Source organism: Klebsiella sp. Q11, assembly GCF_964241505.1.
Taxonomy (GTDB): Bacteria; Pseudomonadota; Gammaproteobacteria; order Enterobacterales; family Enterobacteriaceae; genus Klebsiella; species Klebsiella michiganensis.
Genome location: NZ_CAXSXW010000001.1, coordinates 441828 through 468385 on the forward strand (window position 1 = coordinate 441828; position 26558 = coordinate 468385).

General features: G+C 56.5%; 22 protein-coding genes. 11 read left to right on the plus strand and 11 right to left on the minus strand.

Annotated features, from left to right (window positions below; translation table 11 throughout):
* Position 1: 1 nt before the first annotated feature.
* Positions 2 to 1789 (plus strand): type VI secretion system baseplate subunit TssF, encoded by a 1788-nt coding sequence (tssF, locus tag ACESQ2_RS02020; protein WP_368768091.1) that lies wholly within the window; start codon positions 2 to 4, stop codon positions 1787 to 1789.
* Complete coding sequence (gene tssG / locus ACESQ2_RS02025) at positions 1786 to 2970, plus strand: type VI secretion system baseplate subunit TssG (protein ID WP_286114657.1); 1185 nt, start codon at positions 1786 to 1788, stop codon at positions 2968 to 2970. The genes tssF and tssG overlap by 4 nt, the downstream gene beginning before the upstream one ends.
* Positions 2971 to 3134: 164 nt before the next feature.
* On the opposite strand, the gene hutG is transcribed toward tssG, so the two are convergent.
* Genes hutG through hutU form a run of 4 tightly spaced genes read right to left on the minus strand, consistent with a single transcriptional unit; the run spans position 3135 to position 8280 of the window.
* The gene (hutG, locus tag ACESQ2_RS02030; protein WP_072351744.1) at positions 3135 to 3944 is read right to left on the minus strand and encodes an N-formylglutamate deformylase; all 810 of its coding nucleotides are present in this window, start codon (positions 3942 to 3944) and stop codon (positions 3135 to 3137) included.
* Positions 3937 to 5145, minus strand: coding sequence for an imidazolonepropionase (gene hutI, locus ACESQ2_RS02035; protein ID WP_373170120.1), 1209 nt, complete (start codon positions 5143 to 5145; stop codon positions 3937 to 3939). The genes hutG and hutI overlap by 8 nt, the downstream gene beginning before the upstream one ends.
* 11 nt (positions 5146 to 5156) lie before the next feature.
* On the minus strand, positions 5157 to 6551 hold the full coding sequence (locus tag ACESQ2_RS02040) for a cytosine permease (RefSeq protein WP_025107235.1): 1395 nt from the start codon (positions 6549 to 6551) through the stop codon (positions 5157 to 5159).
* Between the two features lie 52 nt (positions 6552 to 6603).
* Complete coding sequence (hutU, locus tag ACESQ2_RS02045; RefSeq protein ID WP_025107236.1) at positions 6604 to 8280, minus strand: urocanate hydratase; 1677 nt, start codon at positions 8278 to 8280, stop codon at positions 6604 to 6606.
* Positions 8281 to 8785: 505 nt separating this feature from the next.
* On the opposite strand from hutU, the gene ACESQ2_RS02050 reads away from it, so the two are divergent.
* Genes ACESQ2_RS02050 through hutH form a run of 5 tightly spaced genes read left to right on the plus strand, consistent with a single transcriptional unit; the run spans position 8786 to position 13656 of the window.
* Positions 8786 to 9883: an ABC transporter ATP-binding protein gene (locus ACESQ2_RS02050; protein WP_255850372.1), complete on the plus strand. Its 1098-nt coding sequence runs from the start codon at positions 8786 to 8788 to the stop codon at positions 9881 to 9883.
* On the plus strand, positions 9880 to 10524 hold the full coding sequence (locus ACESQ2_RS02055; RefSeq protein WP_004848024.1) for an ABC transporter permease: 645 nt from the start codon (positions 9880 to 9882) through the stop codon (positions 10522 to 10524). The genes ACESQ2_RS02050 and ACESQ2_RS02055 overlap by 4 nt, the downstream gene beginning before the upstream one ends.
* Positions 10525 to 10526: 2 nt before the next feature.
* Positions 10527 to 11207 carry an ABC transporter permease gene (locus ACESQ2_RS02060; protein ID WP_014228066.1) on the plus strand — a complete coding sequence of 227 codons (681 nt, stop codon included), beginning with the start codon at positions 10527 to 10529 and terminating at the stop codon, positions 11205 to 11207.
* Between the two features lie 30 nt (positions 11208 to 11237).
* On the plus strand, positions 11238 to 12113 hold the full coding sequence (locus ACESQ2_RS02065) for an ABC transporter substrate-binding protein (protein ID WP_373170121.1): 876 nt from the start codon (positions 11238 to 11240) through the stop codon (positions 12111 to 12113).
* 10 nt (positions 12114 to 12123) lie between these two features.
* Positions 12124 to 13656, plus strand: a complete 1533-nt coding sequence (gene hutH, locus ACESQ2_RS02070) for a histidine ammonia-lyase (protein ID WP_373170122.1) — start codon at positions 12124 to 12126, stop codon at positions 13654 to 13656.
* A 33-nt stretch (positions 13657 to 13689) separates the two neighbouring features.
* On the opposite strand, the gene ACESQ2_RS02075 is transcribed toward hutH, so the two are convergent.
* Together ACESQ2_RS02075 and hutC are read right to left on the minus strand one after the other, a co-directional pair.
* Complete coding sequence (locus ACESQ2_RS02075; RefSeq protein ID WP_038424105.1) at positions 13690 to 14247, minus strand: HutD family protein; 558 nt, start codon at positions 14245 to 14247, stop codon at positions 13690 to 13692.
* Positions 14244 to 15005, minus strand: a complete 762-nt coding sequence (hutC, locus tag ACESQ2_RS02080; protein WP_004848014.1) for a histidine utilization repressor — start codon at positions 15003 to 15005, stop codon at positions 14244 to 14246. Before hutC ends, ACESQ2_RS02075 begins: the two co-directional genes overlap by 4 nt.
* A 102-nt stretch (positions 15006 to 15107) precedes the next feature.
* Here hutC and ACESQ2_RS02085 point away from each other — a divergent pair, with 102 nt between their 5' ends.
* On the plus strand, positions 15108 to 16475 hold the full coding sequence (locus ACESQ2_RS02085; protein WP_049070924.1) for a formimidoylglutamate deiminase: 1368 nt from the start codon (positions 15108 to 15110) through the stop codon (positions 16473 to 16475).
* A gap of 73 nt (positions 16476 to 16548) precedes the next feature.
* Here the strand turns inward: ACESQ2_RS02085 and ACESQ2_RS02090 are convergent, their stop codons facing one another.
* From ACESQ2_RS02090 to ACESQ2_RS02105, 4 genes are all read right to left on the minus strand, one after another.
* Positions 16549 to 17838, minus strand: coding sequence for an anaerobic C4-dicarboxylate transporter family protein (locus ACESQ2_RS02090; protein WP_368767691.1), 1290 nt, complete (start codon positions 17836 to 17838; stop codon positions 16549 to 16551).
* Between the two features lie 116 nt (positions 17839 to 17954).
* Positions 17955 to 18803, minus strand: a complete 849-nt coding sequence (locus ACESQ2_RS02095) for a fumarylacetoacetate hydrolase family protein (RefSeq protein WP_373170123.1) — start codon at positions 18801 to 18803, stop codon at positions 17955 to 17957.
* Between the two features lie 142 nt (positions 18804 to 18945).
* Entirely contained in the window at positions 18946 to 19875 is a 930-nt protein-coding gene (locus ACESQ2_RS02100) for a dihydrodipicolinate synthase family protein (protein ID WP_004848004.1), read from the minus strand.
* A gap of 251 nt (positions 19876 to 20126) precedes the next feature.
* Entirely contained in the window at positions 20127 to 21158 is a 1032-nt protein-coding gene (locus tag ACESQ2_RS02105; RefSeq protein WP_196546909.1) for a LacI family DNA-binding transcriptional regulator, read from the minus strand.
* A 437-nt stretch (positions 21159 to 21595) separates the two neighbouring features.
* Here ACESQ2_RS02105 and ACESQ2_RS02110 point away from each other — a divergent pair, with 437 nt between their 5' ends.
* Positions 21596 to 22993, plus strand: coding sequence for an MFS transporter (locus ACESQ2_RS02110; RefSeq protein ID WP_032718963.1), 1398 nt, complete (start codon positions 21596 to 21598; stop codon positions 22991 to 22993).
* 122 nt (positions 22994 to 23115) lie between these two features.
* Positions 23116 to 24456, plus strand: a complete 1341-nt coding sequence (locus ACESQ2_RS02115; RefSeq protein ID WP_373170124.1) for a carbohydrate porin — start codon at positions 23116 to 23118, stop codon at positions 24454 to 24456.
* Between the two features lie 136 nt (positions 24457 to 24592).
* On the opposite strand, the gene gcvA is transcribed toward ACESQ2_RS02115, so the two are convergent.
* Positions 24593 to 25501 carry a transcriptional regulator GcvA gene (gcvA, locus tag ACESQ2_RS02120; RefSeq protein WP_373170125.1) on the minus strand — a complete coding sequence of 303 codons (909 nt, stop codon included), beginning with the start codon at positions 25499 to 25501 and terminating at the stop codon, positions 24593 to 24595.
* A gap of 119 nt (positions 25502 to 25620) precedes the next feature.
* Here gcvA and ACESQ2_RS02125 point away from each other — a divergent pair, with 119 nt between their 5' ends.
* The gene (locus ACESQ2_RS02125) at positions 25621 to 26508 is read left to right on the plus strand and encodes a DMT family transporter (protein WP_373170126.1); all 888 of its coding nucleotides are present in this window, start codon (positions 25621 to 25623) and stop codon (positions 26506 to 26508) included.
* The last annotated feature ends 50 nt before the right edge of the window (positions 26509 to 26558 follow it).

The following is a 26558-nucleotide window of genomic DNA, read 5'->3' on the forward strand; positions in this document are numbered from 1 at the left end:
AATGGACCACGATTTTTTGCGCTATTACGACAGTGAAATACGTTATCTGAAAGAGGCGGCTAAAGAATTTGCGCAGAAGTTTCCGGACGTCGCCAGACAGCTCGGCATAGACTCAGTGTCACTTAAAACTGATGAGTCGGTGGAACAGTTGTTTCAGGGATTCGCCTTTATGATGGCGCAGGTACGCCGTAAGATTGATGACGATATCCCCGAACTGACCGAGCCGCTGCTTTCCCATCTGCTGCCGGTAGTGAACCGCACTCTGCCCTCCACGGCGGTGGTGGAGTTGACACCACCACAACCGGAAAACCATCTGCGTGAGCAGACGCTGCCTGCCGGAACCGAACTGCTGAGCCTGCCGATCAGCGCCATGCAGGACCAGCGCGGCAACCGCTGCCCGTACCGCACCGTCAGCGACCTGGTGATTCACCCGTTTTCTCTGGCTACCATCAGCCGCTACACGCGAACGGAGGGCGGCCATGCGCTGCGCCTGCGTTTTAACGTTATCCCGCAGACGGATGAGCAGCAAATCTCCCTCAATGATATCCCGCTGTACCTGAACGGCGAACGTCCGCTACAGGCGGCGCTGTATCTGGCGCTGAGTCAGCATGTCAGTCGTGTCCGCATTCGTTACGGCGGTGAGACGGAGCAACATCCTGCGGATATTCATTTCTCCCCACGCTGGCACGCTCCGCAGCCTGCCCTGTGGCCGGAGAGCGACAGCCCGGCGCTGTGCGGCGAGGTACGACCGTTACTGGAATATTTCAGCGGTCCTCAACGTTTTTTCTTTATGACCCTGCACAGTGCAGTGCCGTTAACCCTGCCGCCGGAATGCTCACACTTTGAACTGGATATCGCCTTAAGCGAACTGATGCCGCCGGAGATGCCGGTTCCCGAAGACGCCATCCGGATGCACTGCGTGCCGGTGATTAACCTGTTTCGTCTGGCGGGGGAACCGCTGGTGACGCAACCGGCGCAACTGGATTATCGCCTACGCCCGCACCGCCTGACCGACGGCCATACCGAAATTTACAACGTGGACACCGTCAGCCAGAAGGATGAGGAAGAGGAAACGGAATACCCCTACGTGGCTTATCGCCACTTTCGCCATAAGGGCGGTATGCTGCAATACGAGCAGGAGTGGCCGGAGCGTTTCTTCCACACCCGCACCTGGCGCGGCGTGAGCGGGATGCATGAAACGTTGCTGATGCTCGGCGGCAGAACCCATGAACAGCTTCCCGGTGTGCGTCTGCTGCTGAATCTCACCTGCACCAATGGCGCGTTTCCGCGTATGTCGCTCCAACAGGCGCTGTTTGACACGGATTACTCCACCGGGAACCTGAGCCTGCGCGGGCGCACCCGCAGCCTGCCCTCCCGTCCCTGTTATCCGCCGACCACGCCGCGTTATCAGTGGGAGGTCATGTCGCTGCTGCATCCGCGTGCGCTGAGCTTTCTGATTGATAATGCGGAAAATCTGCGCTTTGCCCTGAGCCTGTTCGACTGGACGAGGGACAGGAACAACCGGCGGCGCACTGACGGCATCACTGGCGTCAGCTACCGGCAGGCGTACAATGCATCGCACCAGTGGCACGGCGTGCATATCCGCGTGGAACTGGATGAAACGCAGTTCAGCGGTCCGGGCGATGCCCGGCTGTTCTGCGAGCTGCTGGAGCAGTTTTTCACCCAGTACGCCAGCATAGTACGCTTCACGCAACTGACGGTGACGCTCACACAGTCAAAAACCGAATGGCTGTGGCCGGAGCGGCGTATCAGAAGGGTGCTGATGTGACGGACGACAACAAACCCGGACTTCCTCCATTCTGGCTGGACGCGCAGGGACGCGACCGCACGCCGGAGTTTAATTTTTATCGTTTCTGCCAGCTTGTCGAACGGCTGAGCGAAACCAGGCTGGGCGCGGGCTGCTCACCCGCAGACGACCCGGTGCGTTTTCGCCCACATCCGGGGATGGGCTTTCCGACGGGAGAACTTAAGCTTACCGAAACTGACCCGGAACAGCCGGATGCGCCGCCCACGGTCAGGACAAATTTCCTCGGGCTGTATGGCGTGGATTCGCCGCTGCCGACGACGTTTATCGACGACATTACCCGTGGCCGGGAAGGTCATGAGGCGATGATGGCGTTTCTCGATATCTTCAGTCACCGCATCATGACGCAGTTTTACCGTATCTGGCGTAAATACCGCTATCCGGAGACCTTTGAGCCGGGCGGCACGGACGCCACATCACAGTATCTGATGGCGCTGACCGGCATCGCCAGCCCGCGCGAACAACCGGCTTATCACGGGCTGGCGATACTGCCGTCGCTGCTGCATCCCACCCACACCGCAGAGGGCATTGCCGCCGTTATCCGCTCGCAGGCGCCTTTCACGCAGGTGACGGTGAAGCCGCATTACCCGGTGCTGATGCCGGTCGATGAGCGCGCGCAGCTGTCGATGGATAACCACAGGACGCTGGGAGAGCATCTGGTACTAGGCGATGAAATCAGCGACGTGAATTACTGTGCGGCGGTGGAGCTGTACACCGAAGACCCGGATGAGGCCAGGGGCTGGATGCCGGGCGGTCAGTTGAGAAAGGACGTACTGGCGCTGCTGCGGGTTTACCTGGGGTGCGATGACGACGTGCGACTGTGGGTGACTATACCCACTGAACTCCTGCCGCGTCCGCGCCTGGGTGATGATGGGTTATTCTCCGGTTACAATATTATGCTGGGGCTGGATGAGGGGACGCCCGCGGAGGATTTGCCGCAGACTGCCAGAATACATATAGGGCGGTTAAGGGAGCGCAACGATGCTTGTAAAACTCATGACCAGAGAATGCTTGTGTTGAAAGCAGACTCATTCCGTCATCCTGCTTTTCTGGAGCAATATCATCAATTGCAATGGCCCGTGCAGGTGAAAGCGCTGACACAACGATCGCATAGCGTTAATGCTGAAGCAGGATCCCCGCCCTGAAAGACGGAGATATAAGGGGGGTGCGCTAACGGCCCGCATTCCCCCTCTCTTCAGAAGAAGCCAGGCAGGCGGTAAGCCGTCGCTTTATTTGACCTTTCTTATCGCCTTCGGCTGTTTTACAGACTTTTCGGGTGCCTTTGTCTTCAGCTTTTCAATATACGCGTTCACATTCCGGGCTCGCCGTACTGCTCTCGTCCCCACTGCAACGCAGTATTAATCAACCTCTCCAGCAGTTGTTGCGCCTGCTGCCCTTTCTCCGGAAGATAAGCAAAGCTCTCCTCATCCATATAGCAGCACTGGGCCATTTCTAGCTGAACAGCATGAATATGGTTGACGGGATCGCCATAGTGACGGGTGATGTATCCGCCTTTAAAGCGGCCATTGAGTATCCGGCTATACTGCGGGAACGCATTGCAGCTTGCCAGCAGCGCCTGGCTGAGCTGCGTCGAACAGCTGGCGCCGTCCGCCGTACCAAAGTTCAGATCCGGCAGGCGCCCTTCAAACAAGCGCGGCACCACGGATTTGATCGAGTGCGCATCCCACAACAGCGCATAGCCAAATTTCTCACGCAGACGTGCCAGTTCAGCGGCAAGCGCCTGGTGATAAGGCTGCCAGACCTGTTTTAGGATCGCGTCCTTCGCCGCCGCGTCAGGCGCACCGCCCGGCACGAACAGGGCTTCTCCGTCAAAAAAGATATCGGTAAACAGCCCGGTTGTCGCCGTGCTGTAAAGCGGTTTATCATCCGCCGGGCGATTGATATCCACCACATAGCGGGAATAGCGGGCGCATAACGTGCTGGCTCCCATATCCGCGATGGTCTGATAGAGCAAGGGAATATGCCAGTCGGTATCTTCCAGACGCTTCGCCCTCGGCGTGAGCCCCTGGTCGACTTCGGGGGTTAATAACGTTCCCGGGTGGGGCATACTGACCAGAAGCGGCAGGTTCCCCTGCTGCAAATCAAACGCCTTAATCACAATAAACCTCCTTACCTTGATAAATCACCTGTTTCGAAAGGGAGCCTCCCAGCCAGTAGCTTAGCTCCGCCGGATGAGCGATATCCCACGCCACGAAGCTGGCCTCTTTTCCGGCTTCCAGAGAACCACAAACGGTATCCAGCCCCAGCGCCTTCGCGCCGTTAAGCGTCACGCCAGCCAACGCCTCTTCCGGCGTCATGCGGAATAGCGTACAGGCCATATTCATCATCAGACGCAGGGACAACACCGGCGAGGTGCCGGGATTTAAATCGCTGGCGAGGGCAATCGGCACCCGGTACTGACGCAGCAGATCCAGCGGCGGTAGCTGTTTCTCACGCAGGAAGTAATAGGCGCCCGGCAGCAGCACCGCCACCGTCCCATGGCGTGCCATTGCGGCGATATCTTCTTCGCACAAATATTCCAGATGATCCGCCGACAGCGCATGGTAGCGAGCGGCCAACGCCGCCCCATGCTGTAGCGTTAGCTGTTCAGCATGGAGCTTCACTGGCAGCCCCAGTTCTCGGGCCTTCTGAAAGACCCGCTCCACTTGCGAGGGCGAAAATGCCAGGTGTTCGCAGAACGCATCCACCGCATCCACCAGCCCTTCCTGATGCAGTTCCGGCAGCAGTCGTTCGCAAATATAGTCAATCCAGGCATCCGCCCGCTCCTGATACTCGACGGGCACCGCATGGGCCGCCAGGCAGGTACTGCGCACGGTCAGCGGCAATATGTCGCCTGAACGGCGGATCGCCCGCAGCATTTTACGTTCGTTAGCCAGATCCAGGCCGTAGCCGGATTTGATCTCCAGCGCCGTTACGCCGTCCCGGCACAGCTCCCGGATACGCTGCCGCGCGCTCTCCAGCAACTGGCTTTCGCTGGCCTGTCGCGTGGCGTTGACTGTACTGGCGATCCCGCCGCCGCCAGCCGCGATCTCCGCATAGCTCGCCCCGTTGAGACGCATTTCAAATTCCCGGGCCCGGTCGCCGCCAAACACCGCGTGGCTATGACAATCCACCAGTCCCGGCGTGACCACCCTGCCCTGCAAATCCACCCGCTGCGCAACGGGTAAGTCCGGCAATTCTGCCCGGTTCCCGACCCATAACAGCACTGCGCCGTCGGTCAGCATCGCGCCATCGTCAAGCAACTGATAATGCCCTGCGGCCATGGTGGCGATCCGGCAGTGGTGCCAAAGGGTATACATGGCGCTCTCCTTTAACGACTGATGGCGGCGCCAGCCGCCGCTGCGGACTGCGCTTTGCGCAGGACATAGTAGAGCCCCGCCGGTAGCGCCAGCCCAATAAGCCAGGAGATATCGATACCGCCCAGCATCTTCACGAATGGGCCGGAATAGAATCCACTATCAATAAACGGCGTCTGTACCGCCACTCCAACGAGATAAACCCCGAGCCCCGTCACATTCCACGCCCGATATTTCCCGTTCGGATCGTTCAGCGCCTCCATGTCTATCGCCTGATGGTTGAAGAAATAGTAATCCACCAGGTTAATCGCGCTCCACGGTGTAAAGAAAGTCAACAGGAACAACAGGAAGGATTTAAAAGCCGACAGGAAAGAGTGTTGCCCGATAATCGCGATAGCGGTCGCCAGGGTAATAATCATCGCCAGCACCAGCAGACGTACCGACTGGCTTACGCGCACTCGCTGCTTCCCGCAGCTGTACACCGTCGCCAGGCACATCAGGCTGCCGTAGGCATTCAGGGTATTGATCGTCAGTTTACCAAACGCGATGCTCAGATATAACAGCGTGGCAATCGCGCCGGTGCCGCCCAGGCCGACGATATAGTCCACCTCATGACCGACCAGTTTTCCCTGAGAGAGAGCGGCAGCCAGCACCCCGACGGTCATGGCGATTTGCGCGCCAATCACCGAACCGCTCCCGACGGCGAAAAAGACCTTCCCGGGAGAGGTGCTGCGCGGCAGATAGCGGGAATAATCGGCAACATAGGGGCCAAAGGTGATCTGCCAGGAAGCCGCAAGGCCGGTGGCGGTTAAAAACGTACTCCAGCTAAAGGGTCGGATACTCAGCAGGTCGCCAATAGCCGGAAAGGAACTGATTTTCCACAGCAGGTAGATAAACGCGATAATCCCCACCAGGCTCGCCAGCTTACCCAACAGGTGGATCAAACGATAGCCGACATAGGCGATAACCAGCGTGGCGGCAGCAAAAAGCAGAATGCCGCTGGTTTCCGTAGTATGGAAAACCGCTGAGATCGCCTGGCCGGACAGCACCGCCCCGGTGGCGATAAAGCCAAGGTACATCAGGCAGACCAGCAGAATCGGCAGGCAGGCGCCGTAGACGCCGAACTGTACCCGGCTGCTGATCATCTGTGGTATCCCCAGCTGCGGCCCTTGCGCGGCATGCAATGCCATCACAATCCCACCGGCAATCTGCCCCAGCATAAGACCGGCCAGCGACCAGAAAACATCCCCGCCGAATACAATAGTTAATGCGCCAGTGACCATGGCGGTGATTTGCAGGTTAGCCCCCAGCCACAGGGTGAACTGGCTAAAAATGCTACCGTGGCGTTCACCGTCAGGGATGGGTTCAATAGAACGTGTTTCGATGTATGTTGTGTTGTTATTATTCATGGCAGCACTCCGGTGAGGCGAAGGGGATACATTGCCCCCTTCGCCGGAGAAATTAGTCCGCAATCATTGGCAAGTTGAGTCCTTGCTCTCTGGCGCATTCAATCGCGATGTCATAACCCGCATCCGCATGGCGCATCACACCGGTGGCCGGGTCGTTGCTCAGCACCCGGGCGATGCGCTCCGCCGCTTCATCGCTGCCGTCGCATACAATGACGACGCCGGAGTGCTGGGAGAAGCCCATCCCTACGCCGCCGCCATGGTGCAGGGAAACCCAGGTCGCGCCACTGGCGGTATTCAGCAGCGCGTTCAGCAACGGCCAGTCGGAGACCGCGTCGGAGCCGTCCTGCATCGCTTCCGTTTCGCGGTTAGGGCTGGCAACGGAGCCGGAGTCAAGATGATCGCGGCCGATCACGATCGGTGCCGACAGCTCGCCGCTGCGGACCATTTCGTTAAACGCCAGGCCCAGCCGGGCGCGCTGTCCCAGGCCGACCCAGCAGATCCGGGCCGGCAGCCCCTGGAAGCTGATGCGCTCTCTGGCCATATCCAGCCAGTGGTGGAGGTGTTCGTCATCGGGTATTAGCGCTTTAACTTTCGCGTCGGTACGGTAGATATCCTGCGGATCGCCGGAAAGCGCCGCCCAGCGGAATGGGCCAATCCCCCGGCAGAACAGCGGACGAATATAGGCGGGAACAAAGCCTGGGAAGTCAAAAGCGTTTTCCACCCCCATCTCTTTCGCCATCTGGCGGATGTTGTTGCCGTAATCGAAGGTGGGAATGCCCTGCTGCCTGAAGGCGAGCATGGCTTTAACGTGTTCGGCCATTGAAGATTTCGCCGCGTTGATCGTCTCCACCGGGTGGGACTGCGCGCGAGCGCGGTAGTCTTCCCAGCTCATGCCCAGCGGCAGATAACCGTTGAGGGGATCGTGTGCGCTGGTCTGGTCGGTCACCATATCCGGGCGCACGCCGCGTCTTACCAGCTCCGGTAAAATTTCCGCCGCGTTGCCATGCAGCGCGATGGATACCGCTTCTCCTTTTGCGGTATAGCGGGCGATGCGGGCCAGGGCGTCATCCAGGTCGCTCGCCTGCTCATCGACATAGCCGGTACGCAGACGGAAGTCGATACGCGACTGCTGGCATTCAATATTCAGCGAACAGGCTCCCGCCAGGGTTGCGGCCAGCGGCTGAGCGCCGCCCATGCCCCCCAGACCCGCTGTCAGCACCCAGCGTCCGCGCAGGCTACCGTTATAGTGCTGGCGCCCGGCTTCCACAAACGTTTCGTAAGTGCCCTGAACAATGCCCTGGCTGCCGATGTAGATCCATGAGCCGGCCGTCATTTGCCCGTACATCGCCAGACCTTGTGCATCAAGCTCGTTGAAGTGCTCCCAGTTTGCCCAGTGCGGCACGAGGTTGGAGTTGGCGATCAGCACCCGCGGGGCGTTGTCGTGGGTTTTGAAAACCCCCACCGGTTTACCGGACTGGATCAGCAGCGTTTCATCATCATTGAGCTGCTTCAGGGTCTCAACGATCTTGTCGTAGCATTCCCAGTTGCGGGCCGCCCGGCCAATACCGCCGTACACCACCAGCTCTTTTGGATTTTCGGCGACATCGGGATCCAGGTTGTTCATCAGCATGCGCAGCGGCGCCTCTGTGAACCAACTTTTTGCGTTCAGCTTAGTGCCTCGCGGGGCTCTGATTTCAACATCGCGAAAACGGGTTGCTTGTTTACTCATGCGCTTTACCTTCTTATCCGTTACCTGTCATGTGTTAATTAATTGTTAGTTTTGTTATTCGCATTTTAATTGTATATACATGATAAGCATATTGGATGCCAGGTTAGAAATTAATTTATAAAACCAATAAAATTCAAAAAATTAACATAAAAACAGAAGGACATACTGCGCTATACACTCGTGAACACACCGTGATGATGGGCCATTACGGTGCAAAAATACAGCTCTATGCCTTATTTTTGTGCACTAAAACATCACAAAAAGATAACACCAGTGCATTTTCTATCTCGTCATGACTTCTTATCTCGCCATAGACGGCAGTACCAGACAACGCAAATTCACTCTAAGCAATTGTTTTAAAATAACTAAGCAATCATATCATTGCGTATTCCTCTGGCAGTGGCACAAGTTTTGCTAGTTGTACATACAAGATTATACATAGCAGCATTTTGTCGCGTGACTCCCCTGTATTCGGGAACACCACACACCAATCAGAGGCGTGAAGATGATTACCTTCCAGAATGTGACTAAGCACTACGACAACGGTTCGGTCGTAGTAGATGGCCTTAGCCTGGTAGCGCCGGGGGGCAAAATTACGGTATTTGTCGGCCCTTCGGGCTGTGGAAAAACCACCTCATTGCGGATGATTAACCGGTTAGTGGAACCGTCATCGGGCCGGATCCTGCTTAACGGCGAAGCCACCGAGCAAATGGATATCGTGCAACTGCGCCGCCGTATTGGCTATGTCATTCAAAATGCAGGTTTATTCCCCCATAAAAACATTATCGATAACATTGCCACCACCGCGATTCTCAACGGCGCCGCCAAAAGTAAAGCCAGAGCCAGAGCCGGGGAATTACTGGAAGTCGTCGGTCTGGATCCGCAAATCGCCAAACGCTTCCCCTGGCAGCTTTCCGGAGGCCAGCAGCAGCGCGTGGGCGTTGCCCGCGCCCTGGCGGCAGACCCGGAGTTTATGTTGATGGACGAACCGTTCAGCGCGGTCGACCCGGTGGTCCGCGAACAGCTGCAGGAAGAGTTTTTGCGTATTCAGAAAGAGGTGAGCAAAACCATCATTATGGTCACTCACGATATTGATGAAGCCATGAAGCTCGGCGACCTGGTCGCGGTACTTAAACCTGGCGGCAAGCTGGCGCAGATGGCCTCCCCAGGCAAACTGCTCAATACGCCGCAAAACGCCTTTGTGGCGGACTTTATCGGCAAAGACAGAGGCTATCGCAAACTGAGTTTCCACGCCGCCGACACAGAAACCGGGTTACGCAACGAGCCCTATGCCGAGCTGGATTGTTCCTTCGAGCAGGCCAAAGAGATGGCCATCGACCGCTGGCTGCTGGTTACCCAAAACGGCAAAGCGTTTGGCTGGTTCGACACCCATCAGCCGGCAACAGCGATTACCCACGACAACATCAATCTGGGGGCGACGTTCCACCAGCAGGGGAGCCCGTTGCGCCATTTGCTGGACGCTGCGCTGAGCTCGCCCAACCATCGGGCCGTGATCGTCGATGAACGGCAAATCCCGCAGGGGACCATCCACCTCGATCAAGTACTCGACATGTGTAAATCCACGCGCCAGGAGGGAGCATGAGATTCGATTGGCTATGGGCGCAGAGCGATAAAATATTCAACCTGTTTCTCTGGCACAGCTATCTCGCAATTGTGCCGGTAGTGATAGGGTTAATTCTGGCGATCCCTGTCGGCTGGGGCATTCACCACCTGCCATCGGTCAAGTCGGCGATCGTTAACCTGTTTGGCCTACTCTATACCATTCCGTCACTGGCGCTGTTTGTGCTGCTGCCCCCGCTGCTCCACACGCAGATTCTGGACCCCATTAATGTTGTGGTCGCACTGACCATCTACAGCTTTGCGCTACTGGTTCGCACCGTCTGCGACGGGCTGGACTCCGTATCGGCCGATACCCGTCAGTCCGCGGCAGCGCTCGGGTATAAACCCGCTCAGCAGTTTTTCCAGATCGACCTGCCGCTGGCCGTGCCGGTGATTGGTTCCGGCCTGCGCGTTGCCGTGGTGTCTAACGTCAGTATCGTTTCCGTCGCGGCATTAATCGGCGCACCGCAGCTCGGCTCGCTGTTTACCCTGGGCTTCCAGCTGCAATTTCTGACGCCCATCATCGCCGGGATCGCGCTCAGCATCATTCTGGCGCTGCTGCTGGATATGCTGGTGGTTTACGCCACTCGTCAACTCAGCCGCTGGCAACCTCAGAGAGGATAATTATGCTTACCTGGTTTATGGATCCCATCCACTGGTTTGGTGAGGGCGGCATTTTCCCCCTTCTGGCGCAGCACATCAGCTATAGCGCTGTCGCTCTGGCGATCGCCTTTATCATCGCGTTTCCCGTCGGCTGCTACACCGGCCATACCGGTAAAGGGGAAGGCCTGCTCATCGGTACCACCAACGCCCTGCGCTCCCTGCCCTCATTTGGGCTGATTATTCTGCTGGTGATTTTACTTTCCGGCGAGTTTGAGTCCGATATGGCCTTTATTCTGCCCTGTATTCTGGTGCTGGTGGCGCTGGCGCTCCCGCCGATTGCGCTGGGTGTGCATGCGGGTATTCGCGCGCTCGATCCCTATGTCCTTGATGCCGCTCGCGGCATGGGGATGACGCGGCTGCAGATCCTGCTACAGGTGGAGTTGCCCTGCGCGCTTCCGCTGATCCTCTCCGGCGTGCGCAGCGCCACGTTGCAGATTATTTCCACCGCCACCATCGCAGCCTATGTCTCGCTGGGGGGATTCGGACGTCTGATTATTGACGGACGCGCGGCGAACGATTTCAGCCAGATGATCGCCGGCGCCATGCTGGTGGCGCTACTGGCTTTACTGATCGACTGCTTGTTCTCTTTCTCGCAAAAAATAGTCGTTTCACCCGGTATTACCCGGCGTATTAAAAACCCATAACCTCATTCCACTGCTCAAAAGGATACCTCAATGAATATGAAAAAACGTATTTTGACGCTGTGTTCAGCGCTGCTGCTGTCGGCGACCTCATCGGCCTGGGCCGCGCCGAAAGTCATTGTCGGTTCTGCAGACTTCCCGGAAAGCCAACTGCTGGGCACCATTTATGCGGGTGCGTTAGAAGCGCAAAACATCCCGGTGGAGAAAAAGCTGAACATCGGCAGCCGCGAAGTGTATATCCCGGCGCTGCTGGACGGCTCCATCACGCTGATCCCGGAATACAGCGGCGCGCTGTTGAGCTATCTGGATGCGAAAAATGCGGCACACGGTAGTGAGGACGTCGCCAGAGAGCTGGCCGCTAAGCTGCCGGAGAAAGTTAAAATGCTGCAGATCTCCCAGGCTCAGGATATCGACGTTCTGGCCGTGACGCAGAAAACCGCCGATAAATATAAACTGAAAACCATCGCCGATTTACAGCCTGTTGCCAGCCAGCTGGTGCTGGGCGGCCCGGCGGAATGGAAAACCCGCCATGAGGGGCTCTCCGGCCTGCGCGACGTGTACGGGCTGAACTTTAAGAGTTTTAAAGTGCTGGACGTCGGCGGGCCGCTGACGCTCAGCGCCATGAAAAATAACCAGGTCCAGGTCGCCGATCTGCTTTCAACCTCGCCAGCAATCAAAAAAGATCGCCTTGTCGTGCTGGAAGACACAAAACATCTGTTCGCGGCGCAAAATATTGTGCCAATCGTCGCCAGTGAAGCGCTGGATGACGCCGTGACCACCACGCTGAACAAAGTCTCTGCTCAGCTAACGACTGAAGATCTGATCGACATGAACGAGAAAATTGCCGAATTTGTCAGCATCGACGATATCGCGCATGAGTGGCTGGTAAAACACGGATTTAGCCAATAAGGTCGCAGACATGACAACTCCTCTGAACGGCAGCATTACCCTCGGGCAGGCACCGGGTACTGTGGATGAGATAGTGCGGATTGCCGACGGCGCGCCGATCGCGCTGGAGAAGGCGGCGCTGGATAATATGGCGCGGGTCAGCAGCCGTATTCAGCGCGCCATTGAACAAGGCCAGGTAATCTACGGGCTGACGACCGGTGTCGGCGATCTGGTCACCACCCGGCTTTCCCCGGACAGGATGACGGATACTCAGCTGAATATGCTGCGCAGCCACGCCTGCGGAGTCGGTCCGGACCTGACGGTGCGTGAAGTGCGGGCCATGATGGCGGTGACGTTAAAATCCCTGCTGCAGGGATACAGCGGCGTCACCCCGGCGCTGGCGCAGCGTATCGCCGATATGTTGAACCGTCAGGTCACGCCGTGGTCACCCGCCGGCGGCTCCGTCGGTTATCTGATTGCCACCGCCCATATCGGCCTTGCGGTCTTCGGCGAGGGCAAATGCTGGTATCAGGGAGAACTGCTGCCGGCGCAACAGGCGCTGACGCGGGCGGGTATCCCGCCCTATGTTCCCGGCCCCAGAGAGGGTCACGCGTTGGTCGGCGGCACCTATGAGATCACCGCGCTGGGCTGCCTGGCCGTGGCGGATTTCCAGCGTCTGCTCCCCGTCGCCGATATGGCGGGCGGGATGTGCCTCGAGGCCATGCGGGGCAATACGCGCGGCTACGATGCCCGCCTGCACGCCCTGCGCCCTCATCCCGGACAGCGGGAAACCGCGCAAAACCTGCGCCGCCTGCTGAAAGGCAGCGAGATCCTGGCGCGTTATCGCGACCACCGGGTTCAGGACGCGCTTAGTTTACGCTGTATCCCCCAGATCCACGGCGCGGTGCGCGACCAGCTGGCCCACTGTCGGCAGATTATGACCATCGAACTCAATTCGGTGACCGATAACCCGCTGTTTCTGGTAGAAGAAGACAGGCTTATCGTGATGCCAGGGGGCAACGGTCACGGTGCGCCAACGGCGCTGGCGCTGGATGCGCTGGCCGTTGCGATTGCCCAGTTGAGCACCGCTTCCCAGGCCCGTTGCGACCGAATAACCAATACGCATCTCAGCGGGCTGCCGGCCTTTCTTATCTCGCCGGATTCGGGGTACTCCGGGATGATGATCCCACCCTACGTCGCCGCTGCGCTGGCGGGCGATAACCGCAGTCTGGCCGGCCCGGCCAGTATCCACACGGTATCCACCTGCGCCGGTCAGGAAGATCATGTCAGCATGGGAGTTGCCGCCGCACGTAAAGCGCTTAAGGCGGTAGAAAACGCCGTGGACATCGTCGCCATCGAACTGCTGTGCGCCTGTCAGGCGCTGGAGTTCCATCGCCCGCTGCGTGCCGCCGTGGGCAGCGAGGCGACGCTGGAGAGAGTGCGTCAGGCGGTGCCGTTCCGGGATAAAGATACGCAGCTCTACCCCGATATACATGCGCTACGCGCCCTGATTCATCAGGGCGAACTCAGCGCGATGCTGCAGGCATTGTGCGAAGAGGAGTGACAACAGGCGCCGCAGAAGGAGCCTGCGGCGTGATTAAAGGGGAATCAGCGTGATGCGGGCCAGACGCGCGCCCGGAGAGTCCTGGATAACCAGCGCCACCGCTTCATCCACCAGCAGGCTGTCGTAATGTTCCAGTAAATAGCGTTGGTCGCCGACGCTCACCCGCAGCGCGGGCCCGGCATTAAACAATATCCGCAGTCCGCCCTGATGCGACCACGTTCCCGCCCCGCACCAGCTCACCGTCGCCCGCAGAGCGGCTTCCCGGTAAATCACATTAAAATCCAGCAGCGGGCCGCCGACAATCTCACAGGATACGCCGCTCGCGCCGTTAAACCCCAGCGCCTGGAAAGGCGCAATCAATGCGCTGCGCTGCCCATCGATTGTCAGGTACATCCCGCCGCCTTCCAGCACGCTGATATTGCGCAGGTAGCCGGGAAATGCGGAGAACGGACCAGGCTGGCGAATGGTCGCCAGGGAAATACGCCAGTCATATTCCCCCGCTTCCGGATAGCGGGCCACTTCGCGCGTCATGCCCTGGCCGTTTTTCCAGGGCATTTCCGTATACAACCCGGCAGGGAGCAGACGGATCATTTGCGCATGCTCCCTTCCAGGCGGTAACGCGGACCGGGATAGACCAGGCGCACGCTGGTGACGATTTTCTTCTCCTGTCGGCCGGTCCACGTCCGACGATTGACCAGCAGACAAGGCGTATGTTCATCAATTTCCAGGTAAACACACTCGGCCCGCGTGACGTTGACCGCTTCAATAACGTGTTCGCCTTCAACAATCGGCGCAATTGAGGAGAGATAGGCGTTCGGCGTGATACGTGTAAAATCCTGCTGCAGGTAGTCCGGCACAACCTGCATATTCACCAGTCGATCTTCCAGCATAACCGGTACGCCATTTTCATAATGGCAAATCAGCGAATGGTACAGACCGCAACCCTGCTGCATGCCGAAGCTGAATGCCTGCTGGGCATCGGCTTCGATTTCCGTCAGTCTGAAGACTCTGGCGTGGTGGCGATGGCCACGGCTGGCGATTTCGTCAGCGATATTGTTAATGTCCAGCAGCGCCGACTGGCCGCGAATTTCGGCGACAAAAGTACCGACCCCCTGCATCCGCACCAGCAAGCCCTCCGCGGTCAGTTCTCGCAACGCGCGGTTAATCGTCATTCTGCTATAGCCAAACAGCGTGACCAGTTCGCTTTCAGAAGGAACACGGTAATTCGCGGGCCATGCCCCGCTGTGGATCTTGGTTTTGATCATGGCCTTTACCCTTTCATAAAAGGGGGCGGGATGTTCAAGTAACTCATCCATGGAATCCGAATTTGACAGGTCGTTACGCGCCATTAACCATTCCTCATATGCTGACGTTGTCAGTTTACTCTATGACCTGTTAGATGTATATATATGTACATGTATATACATTAGCACTGATAATAAGGTGGTAAAATGGCAGTCTGGTTGGCAGAAAAAGCGCTGTTGCCTGATGGCTGGGCAAATAATGTCGGCATAACCGTGTCCGAAGAAGGCATCATAACCGCGCTGGAAAAGAACGCAGCGCCGAATCCGCAGGCGACGCGCATCAAAGGTGTCGTCGTGCCGGGTATGCCGAACCTGCACTCCCATGCCTTCCAGCGGGCGATGGCCGGGTTAACGGAGGTGGCGGGAAACCCGTCGGATAGCTTCTGGACCTGGCGGGATCTGATGTACAGGCTGGTAGATAAAATTACGCCAGAACAGCTGGAAACCATCGCCAGCTATCTGTACATCGAAATGCTGAAAGCCGGGTACACCTCGGTCGCCGAATTCCACTATCTGCATCACAGCAGCAGCGGCGCGCCTTATGAAGAGCGGACGGAATTAGCGCTGCGTATCGCCAGCGCGGCGAAACATACCGGCATCGGCCTGACGCTGCTGCCCGTCCTGTACAGTTACGCCGGGTTTGGCGCGCAGCCGCCCTCCGTTGGACAGCGCCGCTTTATCAACGATAGCGACAGCTACCTGACAATGTACGAGTCGCTCACATCGCGGCTGGCCGGCGAGCCAATGCAGCGTACCGGTCTGTGCTTCCACTCATTACGGGCCGTTACGCCGGAGCAGATTGGCGCCATTATGGCCTGCCATCCTGGCCAGCAGCCGATTCATATTCATATTGCTGAACAGCAAAAAGAGGTGGATGACTGCCTGGCCTGGTCCGGCGAGCGCCCGGTGGAGTGGCTGTACAACCATCTCCCCGTGGATTCGCGCTGGTGCCTGATCCACGCCACTCATCTGACGCCTCAGGAAACGATGAAGATCGCCACATCCGGTGCGGTGGCCGGCCTGTGCCTGACCACCGAAGCCAATCTCGGCGATGGCATATTCCCTGGCCCACAATATCTGGAGCATAACGGCGTCTGGGGAATTGGTTCCGACAGCCACATTAGCGTCAGCGTCAGCGAGGATTTACGCTGGTTCGAATACGGGCAGCGCCTGATAGCCCAGCGCCGTAACCGGCTCATCGTCCCAGGCGAGCCTCACGTCGGCAACGTGCTGTATCAAGGGGCGCTACGAGGCGGCGCCAGAGCGCTGGGCCAAAACATTGGCCAGCTAAGCGTAGGATATCGGGCCGATCTGGTCGTATTGGATAGCCAGAATCCCTTTATCGCCAGCGCAGAAGACCAGATGCTGCTCAACCGCTGGATCTTCGCCTGCTCGTCTAATCCCATTACCGCGGTGATGACTGGCGGACGCTGGGTGATTGAGGATGGGCATCACCATAAAGAAGAATCTGTCTCTCAGGCATTTATTCAGGTGATGAAAGATCTCGCAGCCTGATATCGAAAAAACGGTTCACCGACGGTGAACCGTTTTGTTTTCGGATGTATTCAAAGTAAAAGCCTCAGGCGATTCACTGAATCCAATAAGCCAGCCCCGCGGCGAAGAGCATTGAAAGCAGGACCGATGCCAGGCCCGGCAGCAGAAAAGGGTGATCGATAATATGTCGGCCCAGTCTGGTGGAGCCGGTATCATCCAGCTCTACTGCCGCCAGCAGCGTCGGATAGTTTGGCAGAATAAAAAGAGAAGCCGTTGCCGGGAAGCAGGCAACCAAAATAGCCGGGGCAACGCCCATACTCAGCGCGGCGGGGAATAAAATTTTTGTGGAAGCCGCCTGAGAATACAAGAAGCATGAGGCCGCCATAATAATAATGGCCAGCATCATGGGCGAATCCAGCAAGTGTGACGAGACCGCGCTTTGCAACCACTGTTGATTACTGTCCATAAAGGTTGAACCCAGCCAGGCAACGCCGAGAATACAGATGCAGGAGGTCATCCCGGTTTTAAATACCGAGCCGGACGGGACCTTGTGTACGTTAACCCGGCAGCACACCACAATCAGCAGCGCAACGCCCATCATCACCCCTACCCGCGCCTGTCCGCTGCTCATGATCGGATGGGCAATCAGCCCGAGTTTCGGACTGGTGACAATCGCATAAACCAGCACCACAACCAACCCGATGATAAAAATCAGCACCGAACGACCGGCGCAGGGCGGGATCGCCCGCGCAGTCCTTGCCTGCACCTGAACCGGATTGTCATTGAGCCGATCCTGCTGGCGGATCCTGTCCCAGCACAGGTAAAAAACGGAGGTGACCAGCAGCGCCAGAAAGGTGGACGGGATTGATACCGCAATAAGCTCAATATAGCCCCAGCCAGAATGGCCCTTTTCCAGAATCCCCGAGAAGAAAATCACCGCCGCAGAAATGGGCGACGCCACAATGCCCAGCAAAGAGGCGCCGACCGAAAGAGCAAGCGCCCGGGTGGGTTTTATATTGTTCTCTTTCGCCACGCCGACAATAACCGGCATACAGGCAAAAGAGACCTGCCCGGTGCTGGCCATCATGGTTAATAGCCAGGTGGAAAGGGGCGCGGTGATGACTAACAATCGCGGATAGCGGCGCAGCAGGCGCTCGGTGAAGTCAACAAGGTATTCAATACCGCCGGCCTCCTGCATGGCGGCAATCGCCACGATCACCACCATGATAAATACGATAACCAGCATCGGCATATCACCCGGCGTGGCGCCGAGCGCGCTGAGGACAATCACGCCGGCGCCGCCGGCAAACCCCACGCCGATCCCCCCGACCCGCATGCCGATGTACAGAAACAGCAGCACCACCAGAAACTGAACCAATATCATACATTGCCTCCACGGCTCCCTGTCCGGCATTAACCCTTTACATGATTAAATGGCCTGCAAGTCCTGGCCGCCGGGCAAACGCGCTCTCACCCTGTTTTTAGATACAAAACGATAACTTATCGCGCTACCGCGGCATCGCTGCGCACGCTATTTATCAGGCATCCGATCTGCTCAATCTCGACTTCCACCCTGTCCCCGGGCTGCATAAAGAGCGGCGGGGTACGTTTTTTTCCGATGCCTCCGGGCGTGCCGGTCAGAATGACATCTCCCGGAGAGAGCGCGCTGAAGGTGCTGATATACGCAATGAGTTCGGCAATTGAATACAACATGCTGCCCGTATTATCCTGCTGCACCGTCTGGCCATTCAGTCGGGTGGTAATATTCAGATTTTGCGGGTCGGGGATAGCGTCCCCGGTCACCAGCCAGGGGCCGAAGCCGCCCGTCGCTGGCCAGTTTTTGCCGCCGGTAAAGCAGGCATGCTGCCAGTCGCGCACGGAGCCATCCATATAGCAGCTGTAGCCGGCAACATAATGCAGCGCCTCCTGCTCTGGTATATTGCGTCCTCCACGGCCCATCACCAGCGCCATTTCGCCTTCATAGTCAAACTCATTGCTGCGTTCCGGCTTGAGGAGCGGTGCCAGATGCCCGGTCTGTGAATCCGCAAAGCGGATGAATAGCACAGGATTAGAGGGCTTCTCGTTACCGGCAGCATTTTTATCGCGATAATTCACGCCAGCGCAGATAATTTTTTTCGGTTCAGTAATGACCGGCAGGAAAGCGATCTCGTCGAAAGAATAGCTCGCCTGTTTCGCAGACGGCGGCAGAGTATCAACAAGATGAAGATGCGGTATAAATTCCAGCAGGCTGCCATATTGAGGAAACCGCGCCTGCAGATCGATGACGCCGTCAGCGGTCGCCAGGCCATATTTGTTTTGATCATTAACGCGAAAGCTTAATAGTTTCATAAATCACCCAGCAATATACAGAGGTGAAAGCCCCGACGTGATGATGAAGAGCAGCAAAAAATACCGGGGCGAAGTAACCGATGATCCGCAATACAGTAAGCGATATCTCTGCATTGCGGATTAACAACAGACGCAGAATAAATTAACCGACGCGGCCCAGTTCAGCGGCGCGCATGGCGTCGTGGATCTCTTTTTCAGCGCCATTTTCGAGCGGCAGCAGCGGTGAGCGAACGGTGGCATGTTCAAGGATCCCGCGCGCAACCAGAGCATGTTTAAGGGCCACGGTACCTTCCATGTGCGAACCGCGGTGGTAGACGCTTTTGGTCACCGGCAGCAGTCGGTCGTGCAGCTCACGCGCTTTAACGTAATCGCCCGCTTTACCCGCCTTAATCATTTCAATTAACGGCTCAGGCGCGATATTGCCGTAGCCGACCAGGAAGCCATCCACATCAAAGGCGGTATGCAGCAGATATTCATCGTGGCAGCTTAAGATTTGCAGATCCGGACGCTCGCGGCGAATAACCGGAATTTCGGTATCCCAGCGGCGCATATTACGTACGCCATTCTTCATGGCAAATACGCCCGGCTGCGCGGAGATATCCAGCAGCGTTTTCAGGTTGTAGGTGGCTTTAGTGACATCCGGATACTGGAAAAGAATCAGCGGCAGGCCGCTTTCTTCGTACACCACGCGGTAGCGATCCTGAGGCGCGCCATCCTGATAGCCAAAGCGCAGCCAGCCGTGGGAAGGATAGAGCAAACCGGCGGATGCGCCGGCGGCAACGGCGCGCTTCGCCTCCAGCGCAGCCACTTCCGTCCCTTCCCCGGTGATGCCGGCAATAATCGGAAGCTTATCATCCACGGACTTCACAAACGCGCGGATCACATTCGCCTGCTCTTCCTGGGTCAGAAAAGTCCCCTCCCCTGCGTGTCCCAGCACCACCAGACCTTTCACCCCGTCGATGCTGCCCAGCCAGCTGCCGAGGCGCTGAATGGCATCATAGTCTACGCGTCCATCGCGAGTGAAGGGTGTAACCGGAGCCGGAGTCAAACCTCTCAGATCGATGTTAATCATAAATATCCCCTTGATGAGTAAGCATTTATTTACGGTTAAGCGATTCTTTGAAACGGAAGTGAAATCGTTTCTGCAATCGTTTTCACGACGTTGACATTGAACCTCAAAAATAAAACCGTCAACGCCATGTTGGTTAAAAATGCAACGCAGATCACAAACTAAACCGCGATCTGCATCCGGGATGAGATCCGTTATACAAAATTCAACCCTCCCCGCTTTCTCCTGGAAAGTCGGGGAGGATCGCAGGGGGATTATTTACGTGGAGACGCGGTAGACTTACGGGGAATAAGGGAAGGCGTGGTAATCCGCATATTATTATTTATCTCTGGATTCAATAACATATCAACCGCATTGCTGGCGATATGCTCCAGCGGCGTTCTGACCGAGGTCAGCGCCACGGGCAGTCTGCTCACCAGGGGAATATCATTGTAGCCGACCAGGGAGAGATCTTCGCCAATCACCAGCCCCTGCTGGTGCGCGGCCGCGAGGACGCCGATCGCCAGCTCGTCATTGACGGCAAACAGCGCGCTCGGGCGATGAGGCTGGCTGAGAATTTTCATTCCCTGCTGCTCCCCCGAGGCGATATTAAAATCTGAATGACAGCACCATTCCGCTTCGATCCTGAGCCCGGCTTCCTGCATTGCCCGCTCAAAGCCCTTACGCCGGTTGCGCGCGTTGGAGGCAAAATCAGGGCCGCCAATCAGGCCAATATCGCGGTGGCCTAAATCAATCAGGTGTCGGGTAGCCAGATAGCCGCCAAGCTCATCGTCCCCAACCGATGAGGGGCTAAAACCGTCGGTACGCAGCGCCAGAACGTGGGGCACATCCCGTTCACGCAGGGTTTGCGGCAAAGGATCGTCCAGCCGGCAGGTGGACATGATTAATCCATCCACGCGGCGATCCAGCAGCGATTCCACGGCGTTTTTCTCCTGCTCCTTGCTATCACCGCAGGTCGCAACGATCGCGAAATAGCCTCGCCTGGCCGCCGCCCTGGCTATCTCTTCGAAAAGCATCGCCGTAACGGCATCGGTCAGCCTCGGCACCAGGACGCCAAGCGTTCCGGTATCGCCCCGGCGCAGGCTGGAAGCAACATAGTCCCGACGGTAGCCCAGCTCACGGGCTACCTGGCGAATTTTCTCTGCCGAGGCGCTGCGCGAAGTGGGTAACCGTTCATCGAGTACGCGCGAAACGGTCGAGACGCTCACGCCCGCAGCGCGAGCAACATCCCGCATTGTCGCCAGCTTTTTTTCCGGCAAATCGTTCAGTTCACTTTCTTGATCCATCTGCTGCTCCAACTCATCAATGCGGGTAAAAATCCGTGTTGCCCGTTCAACGGATACCATCGTGCAAACCGTGGGGTTAAAGGATCTTACGTCAAACCTCGCCCGGACAAAAGAAATGGTGCTTCACTTTGCCGGGTTCATTCGGCTGGTCGTTAATTCACATTTCTTATCCATTTTGCTTTGCATTCGCCGCTTCGCCTTTTTGCGCGTGAGTTTTTTCAGATTGTGAACTGCTCGACATTTATACAACAGGCGTAATTGACTTAGCGGCGAATCCAGCAAAGGATTAGCTGTAAGTGAAATCGATTGCAGTAACGTTATCATAAACACATCAGGACAGCATTATATGCAGCACGTCGATGAATAAGGGTTCGTTGCCCTGTGGTTATTCAGAACCTTACGTGTATGCCCCAGACAACGTTTAACAGGGTAATACTATGTCAACTCAGGCCATTGCTTCAGATTACGCCGTTGCCAGCGGAACGGCGTCCACGCCAGACGCGCTACTGGCAAGGCTGGAACGCCTCCCCATCACCCGACGGCTGAAAGCGATCCGCGTTATCGTCGGCTTATCGACGTTTTTCGATGCCTATACCATTATTGCTATCGCTTTTGCGCTCCCCCAGCTTACCCAGGAGTGGGGTCTCACGCCGACGTTTGTCGGTCTTATTATTGCGGCCAGCTACGTGGGCCAGCTGTGCGGCGCCCTGTTTTTCGGCTCGCTGGCGGAAAAAATAGGCCGTATCGGCGTATTGCGTATCACCATCATCATGTTCGTACTCATGGATGCGGCCTGCCTTTTTGCCTGGAACGGCTGGTCAATTCTTGTTATTCGCTTTTTACAGGGGGTGGGTATCGGTGCGGAAGTCCCCGTTGCCAGCGCCTATATCAATGAATTTGTCGGCGCCAAAAAGCGCGGGCGTTTCTTTTTGTTGTATGAAGTGATTTTCCCTATCGGCATGATGTTTGCCGGATTGGTGGGGTATTTTCTGGTGCCCATCTATGGCTGGAAGGTCATGTTTTTAATTGGCTTAGTCCCCTCCGCGCTGACCGTTCCCCTGCGCTGGCTGATGCCGGAATCACCGCGCTGGTTGACCGCAAAAGGGAGGCTGAAGGAAGCGGACAGCATCGTATCGACGCTGGAATCAGAGGTCATCAGGCGCGGGATGACGTTGCCCGAACCGGAAATAAAAGCCCCCGCGGTGCAAAAAGCGGCTCCGGAAGGGGTTAAGGCCCTCTTTGGCGGTATCTATAAATCCCGCACCTTTATGCTCTGGGGACTGTGGCTGACGGTTTATAGCGTCAACAACGGAATGATCACCTGGTTTCCAACCCTCTACAAAACCTGGTTTAACCTCTCCCTCGATACCAGTCTGGCCTACGGCTGGATCACCTCTTCCTGCGGCGTCGTGGCTTCAGTGATCTGCGCCTTGATGATCGACCGCGTCGGGCGCAAACGCTGGTACACATGGGCCTTTTTACTGGCCGTCGTTCCGCTGATTACGCTCTCCGTTCTGGGCGCGAAATCCGCCGTTGAAATTCTGATTCTGGGCAGCCTGACCTACGCCATTCTGCAGACCATCGCTTTCTCGCTTTATCTGTACGCGGCAGAGCTTTATCCCACCCGACTGCGCGCTATCGGCACCGCGTATTCCAGCGCATGGCTCCGGGCGGGGTCATCCATCGGCCCACTGATGGTCGGTTTTATCGTCAGCGGCTTCGGGATCCGCTTTGTGTTTATCACTTTCGCGGTCATTGCGCTGATTGGCGGCTTAATTACCTGGCTTTTTGCCATTGAAACCAAAGGAAAATCGTTAGAAGAGCTGTCGCCATAGACGGCCTGTGGCTCCGGGAAGCGCGGGGCCACCTCTGACGGGAGGTCGGCGCAGTCGGCTGATTCAGCTGCGCCTTACCGGGAATTATTCATAGACCTGGATCATTAACAGGCGGTAAAAACATGAACAAACTCATCCACAGCGGCACGATGCTGCTGGCTTTACTACACCCTTTACAGACGCTGGCCAACGAGACGCTTTTTTCTCCCACCGCAAAAAACATGACCGGAGAATGGGGAGGCGTGCGTACGGATCTGCGCCGTCATGGTTATGATTTTACGCTGGAATATAGCGCAATGACGGCCACGAATATCTCCGGCGGTTACGATCGCGATAAAACCCTGCGCTACAGCGACCAGTATATTCTCGGCGTAAATATGGATCTGGAAAAGATTTTAGGTATTCACGACGGTGAATTTAAAGCGTCGGTGAATAATCGTAACGGGCGAGATCTGACTCAGGATCGCCTTCAGGATCCGCGCGCGCCGGTAATAGGCTCCGGTGTTCAGAGCAACTACGGTCGGGGGCAAACATGGCACGCGACGCAGTTTTGGTTCAAAAAAACCGGGTGGGATAAAAAGCTGGATCTCAAGGTGGGCCTGATGCCGCCGGGAGAGGATTTTGATAACAACGGCTGCTTTTTTCAAAACCTGTCGCTGTGCGGCTCTTTAGCCGGCCACGGCAGCGGCGTCTGGTATAACACCCCCATAGGCCAGTGGGGCGGCCGTATTAAATACAGCCCTGCCCCGGAGCTTTACGTCCAGGCCGGCGCGTTTCAGTACAATCCTGACTACGCCACCCGCCACGGAAGCTTCCAGCTGGATGGTACCGGGCATCTGGGGTACATGTACCTTTTTGAAATGGGATATCGACCTACTCTCGGCGCGGCGAAACTCCCCGGCATCTGGAAACTCGGGGGATGGTATAACACGGCGGACGCCAATGATGTGCTGGATGATGACAATGGCGATCCCTATGTGCTCACGCACCAGGCCGCCCGGCGACACGACGGCCGCTACGGAGGTTATCTCTATATCGTCCAGCAGCTGACCCACTCGAGCAGCCAGCGCCAACGTGGCCTTAGCCTTTTCGGGCATCTGGCAATGAATGATAAAGATACGGCGACAATGGACTATCAGATTCAGGCCGGCGCCATTTATCAAGGCCCTTTCGCCAGCCGTCCGCAGGACTTTATCAGCTTCGGCGTCAGTAAAATGCACGCCAACGACAGAGTCGCCCGTCGGGCGCAGCTCCTGAACCAGATGCGGGGGATCGATGATTATGATAACCCTCTGTATGTTCCGGTTCGCAGAGCCGAGTATGCCGCAGAGCTGCATTATAGCTTTCGCGCGACGCCATGGCTGACCGTGCGCCCTAACCTGCAGCTGCTCGTTCATCCGGGAGGAAGCGAAGACATTAAAAACGCCTGGGTGCTCGGCAATCAGGTGACCGTCAAATTCTGATAAAACGGGCTGCCGCCGTCAGGCCTGCTGTATTCGAGCAGCAACGTGTCTTCAGCGGGGAGACGAATATCTCCCCATTTCTTCCCCCGCCACAGGGGATTCAGAGGGAGTACGGGCAGAACTGGAGTCAGCCTCTTTATTTAGCCCTCTTGTCTATCGCGGGAAATTCTTTGGTCGCGGTCGTGGTTATCCAGTCACGGAAACGCCGGCATATCTTCTGCAAGACCGCGGACTCGTCGTACACCAGATAGTACGCAATCGGCGTATCAACCGGTATTTTTAGCGGGTTAATCAGCAAACCACTCTTCAGTTCTTCACAAATAAGAGAACTGCGCACGAGCGCGATACCTTTGCCCGCGATTGCGGCCTCAATCACGCCGTTGGAATCGATGAAAACGGGCCCCGTGTCTGTATTCAGATCGTTAATACCCAGAGCACGAAACCAGAGAGCCCAGTCCAGCCGGTGTTCATCGTGCAGCAGCGTGTATTCAGCCATATCGCCCGGTGATGAGAGCTCGTCCTCTGATGCGATTAACCGGGGGCTACAGACCGGGAGGAGTTTATCGTTTATCAGGCACTCAGACTCCAGCCCGGGATAGTCACCAGCCCCGTGTCGGATGGCGAAATCAATCCCTTCAGACAGTAAATCAACCTGCCTGTTGGTTGTACTGATTTGCACTTCCACGCCCGCATTGGCTTTTTCAAATGCAGGCAGCCGCGGCAGGAGCCATTGGATGGCAAAACCACTTGTGCAACTGACCGTCACTTTGTTTGCCTTTCCTTCATTCATTAAGCGCTGTGTTGCTTCTGCTATCTGATTGAAAGCCGGCCTTATCGCCCGCAGATAAATGCGTCCTTCGGTTGTCAGTTCGAGACGGCGAGGACTACGTATGAACAACCGGCTGTTCGTCATGCTTTCCAGCTTAGCAATCTGTTGGCTGACCGCGCTGGATGTCACGCATAACTCATCGGCAGCCGCTTTCATACTCATCAGCCTTGCCGCAGACTCAAAACACATAAGCGCATGTAAAGGTGGCATTTTCATCGGCTACACGACTTCATGAATTAGAAAAGCTTAAGTATAAACAAAAATCTTGTTTGTCAGTACGCCCGCCCTGTTTCACAGTTGCGTTGTGACTTCTCATTCAAATAAAAGGAACCGCTATGCGCATTGCTGATTATCTTCGGTTATTGTTGCTCGCCGCTATCTGGGGCGCGAGTTTTCTCTTTATGCGTATAGCCGTACCGCAGTTTGGCGCGATTAACACGGCTTTTTTGCGCGTCTTTTTTGGTTTCACAGGCCTCGCGGTTATTTTATTTATCTTTAAATCTTCTTTTGACTTTAAAGATAAATTTAAGTCCTCAGTGATGCTTGGCGTCATTAATTCTGGATTACCCTTCCTGATGTATTGCCTGGCTGCCAAATGGTTACCGGCTGGGTATTCAGCCATTCTGAATGCAACAACGCCGTTGATGGGGGCAGTGATTGGGTTTGCATTTTTTGCAGAGAAATTAACCTTCAGAAAATGGGCTGGCATGCTCCTGGGCATTGTCGGGATCATCGCGATCGCCACAATTGGTGAACCCCTGTCAGTTGAGAAACAAATTGCCGGCGTTATTGCCTGCCTCATCGCGACCAGTTGCTATGCGATCGCCGGTTTTCTGACGCGTAGCTGGATTTCAAACAAAGGTGGACTCGATCCTAAAATGGTGGCCTTCGGTAGTCAGATAGGTGCGTCCTTTTTTTTGCTACCCTTTTTTATATGGAGCACCCATAGTGGACCGACCGTTAACTGGTTACAGCAAGAGGCATGGATAAGCGTCATTGCCGCAGGAGCGATCTGTACCGCATTTGCCTACATACTCTATTTCCGGCTTATCGCTGATATCGGCCCCTTACGTTCACTCACAGTGACCTTTTTAATTCCTCCATTTGGCGTGCTATGGGGATACATGGTACTGAACGAAACCATTAACAATGGTTTTGTTATCGGGGCGATCATTATAGGTATTGCTGTCTGGATGGTTGTGAGCCCGGAAAAAAATAATTAGCGACGGAGTACGCAGAGTCAAATTGACGTGCATTCAGTGCCAGAAATCCC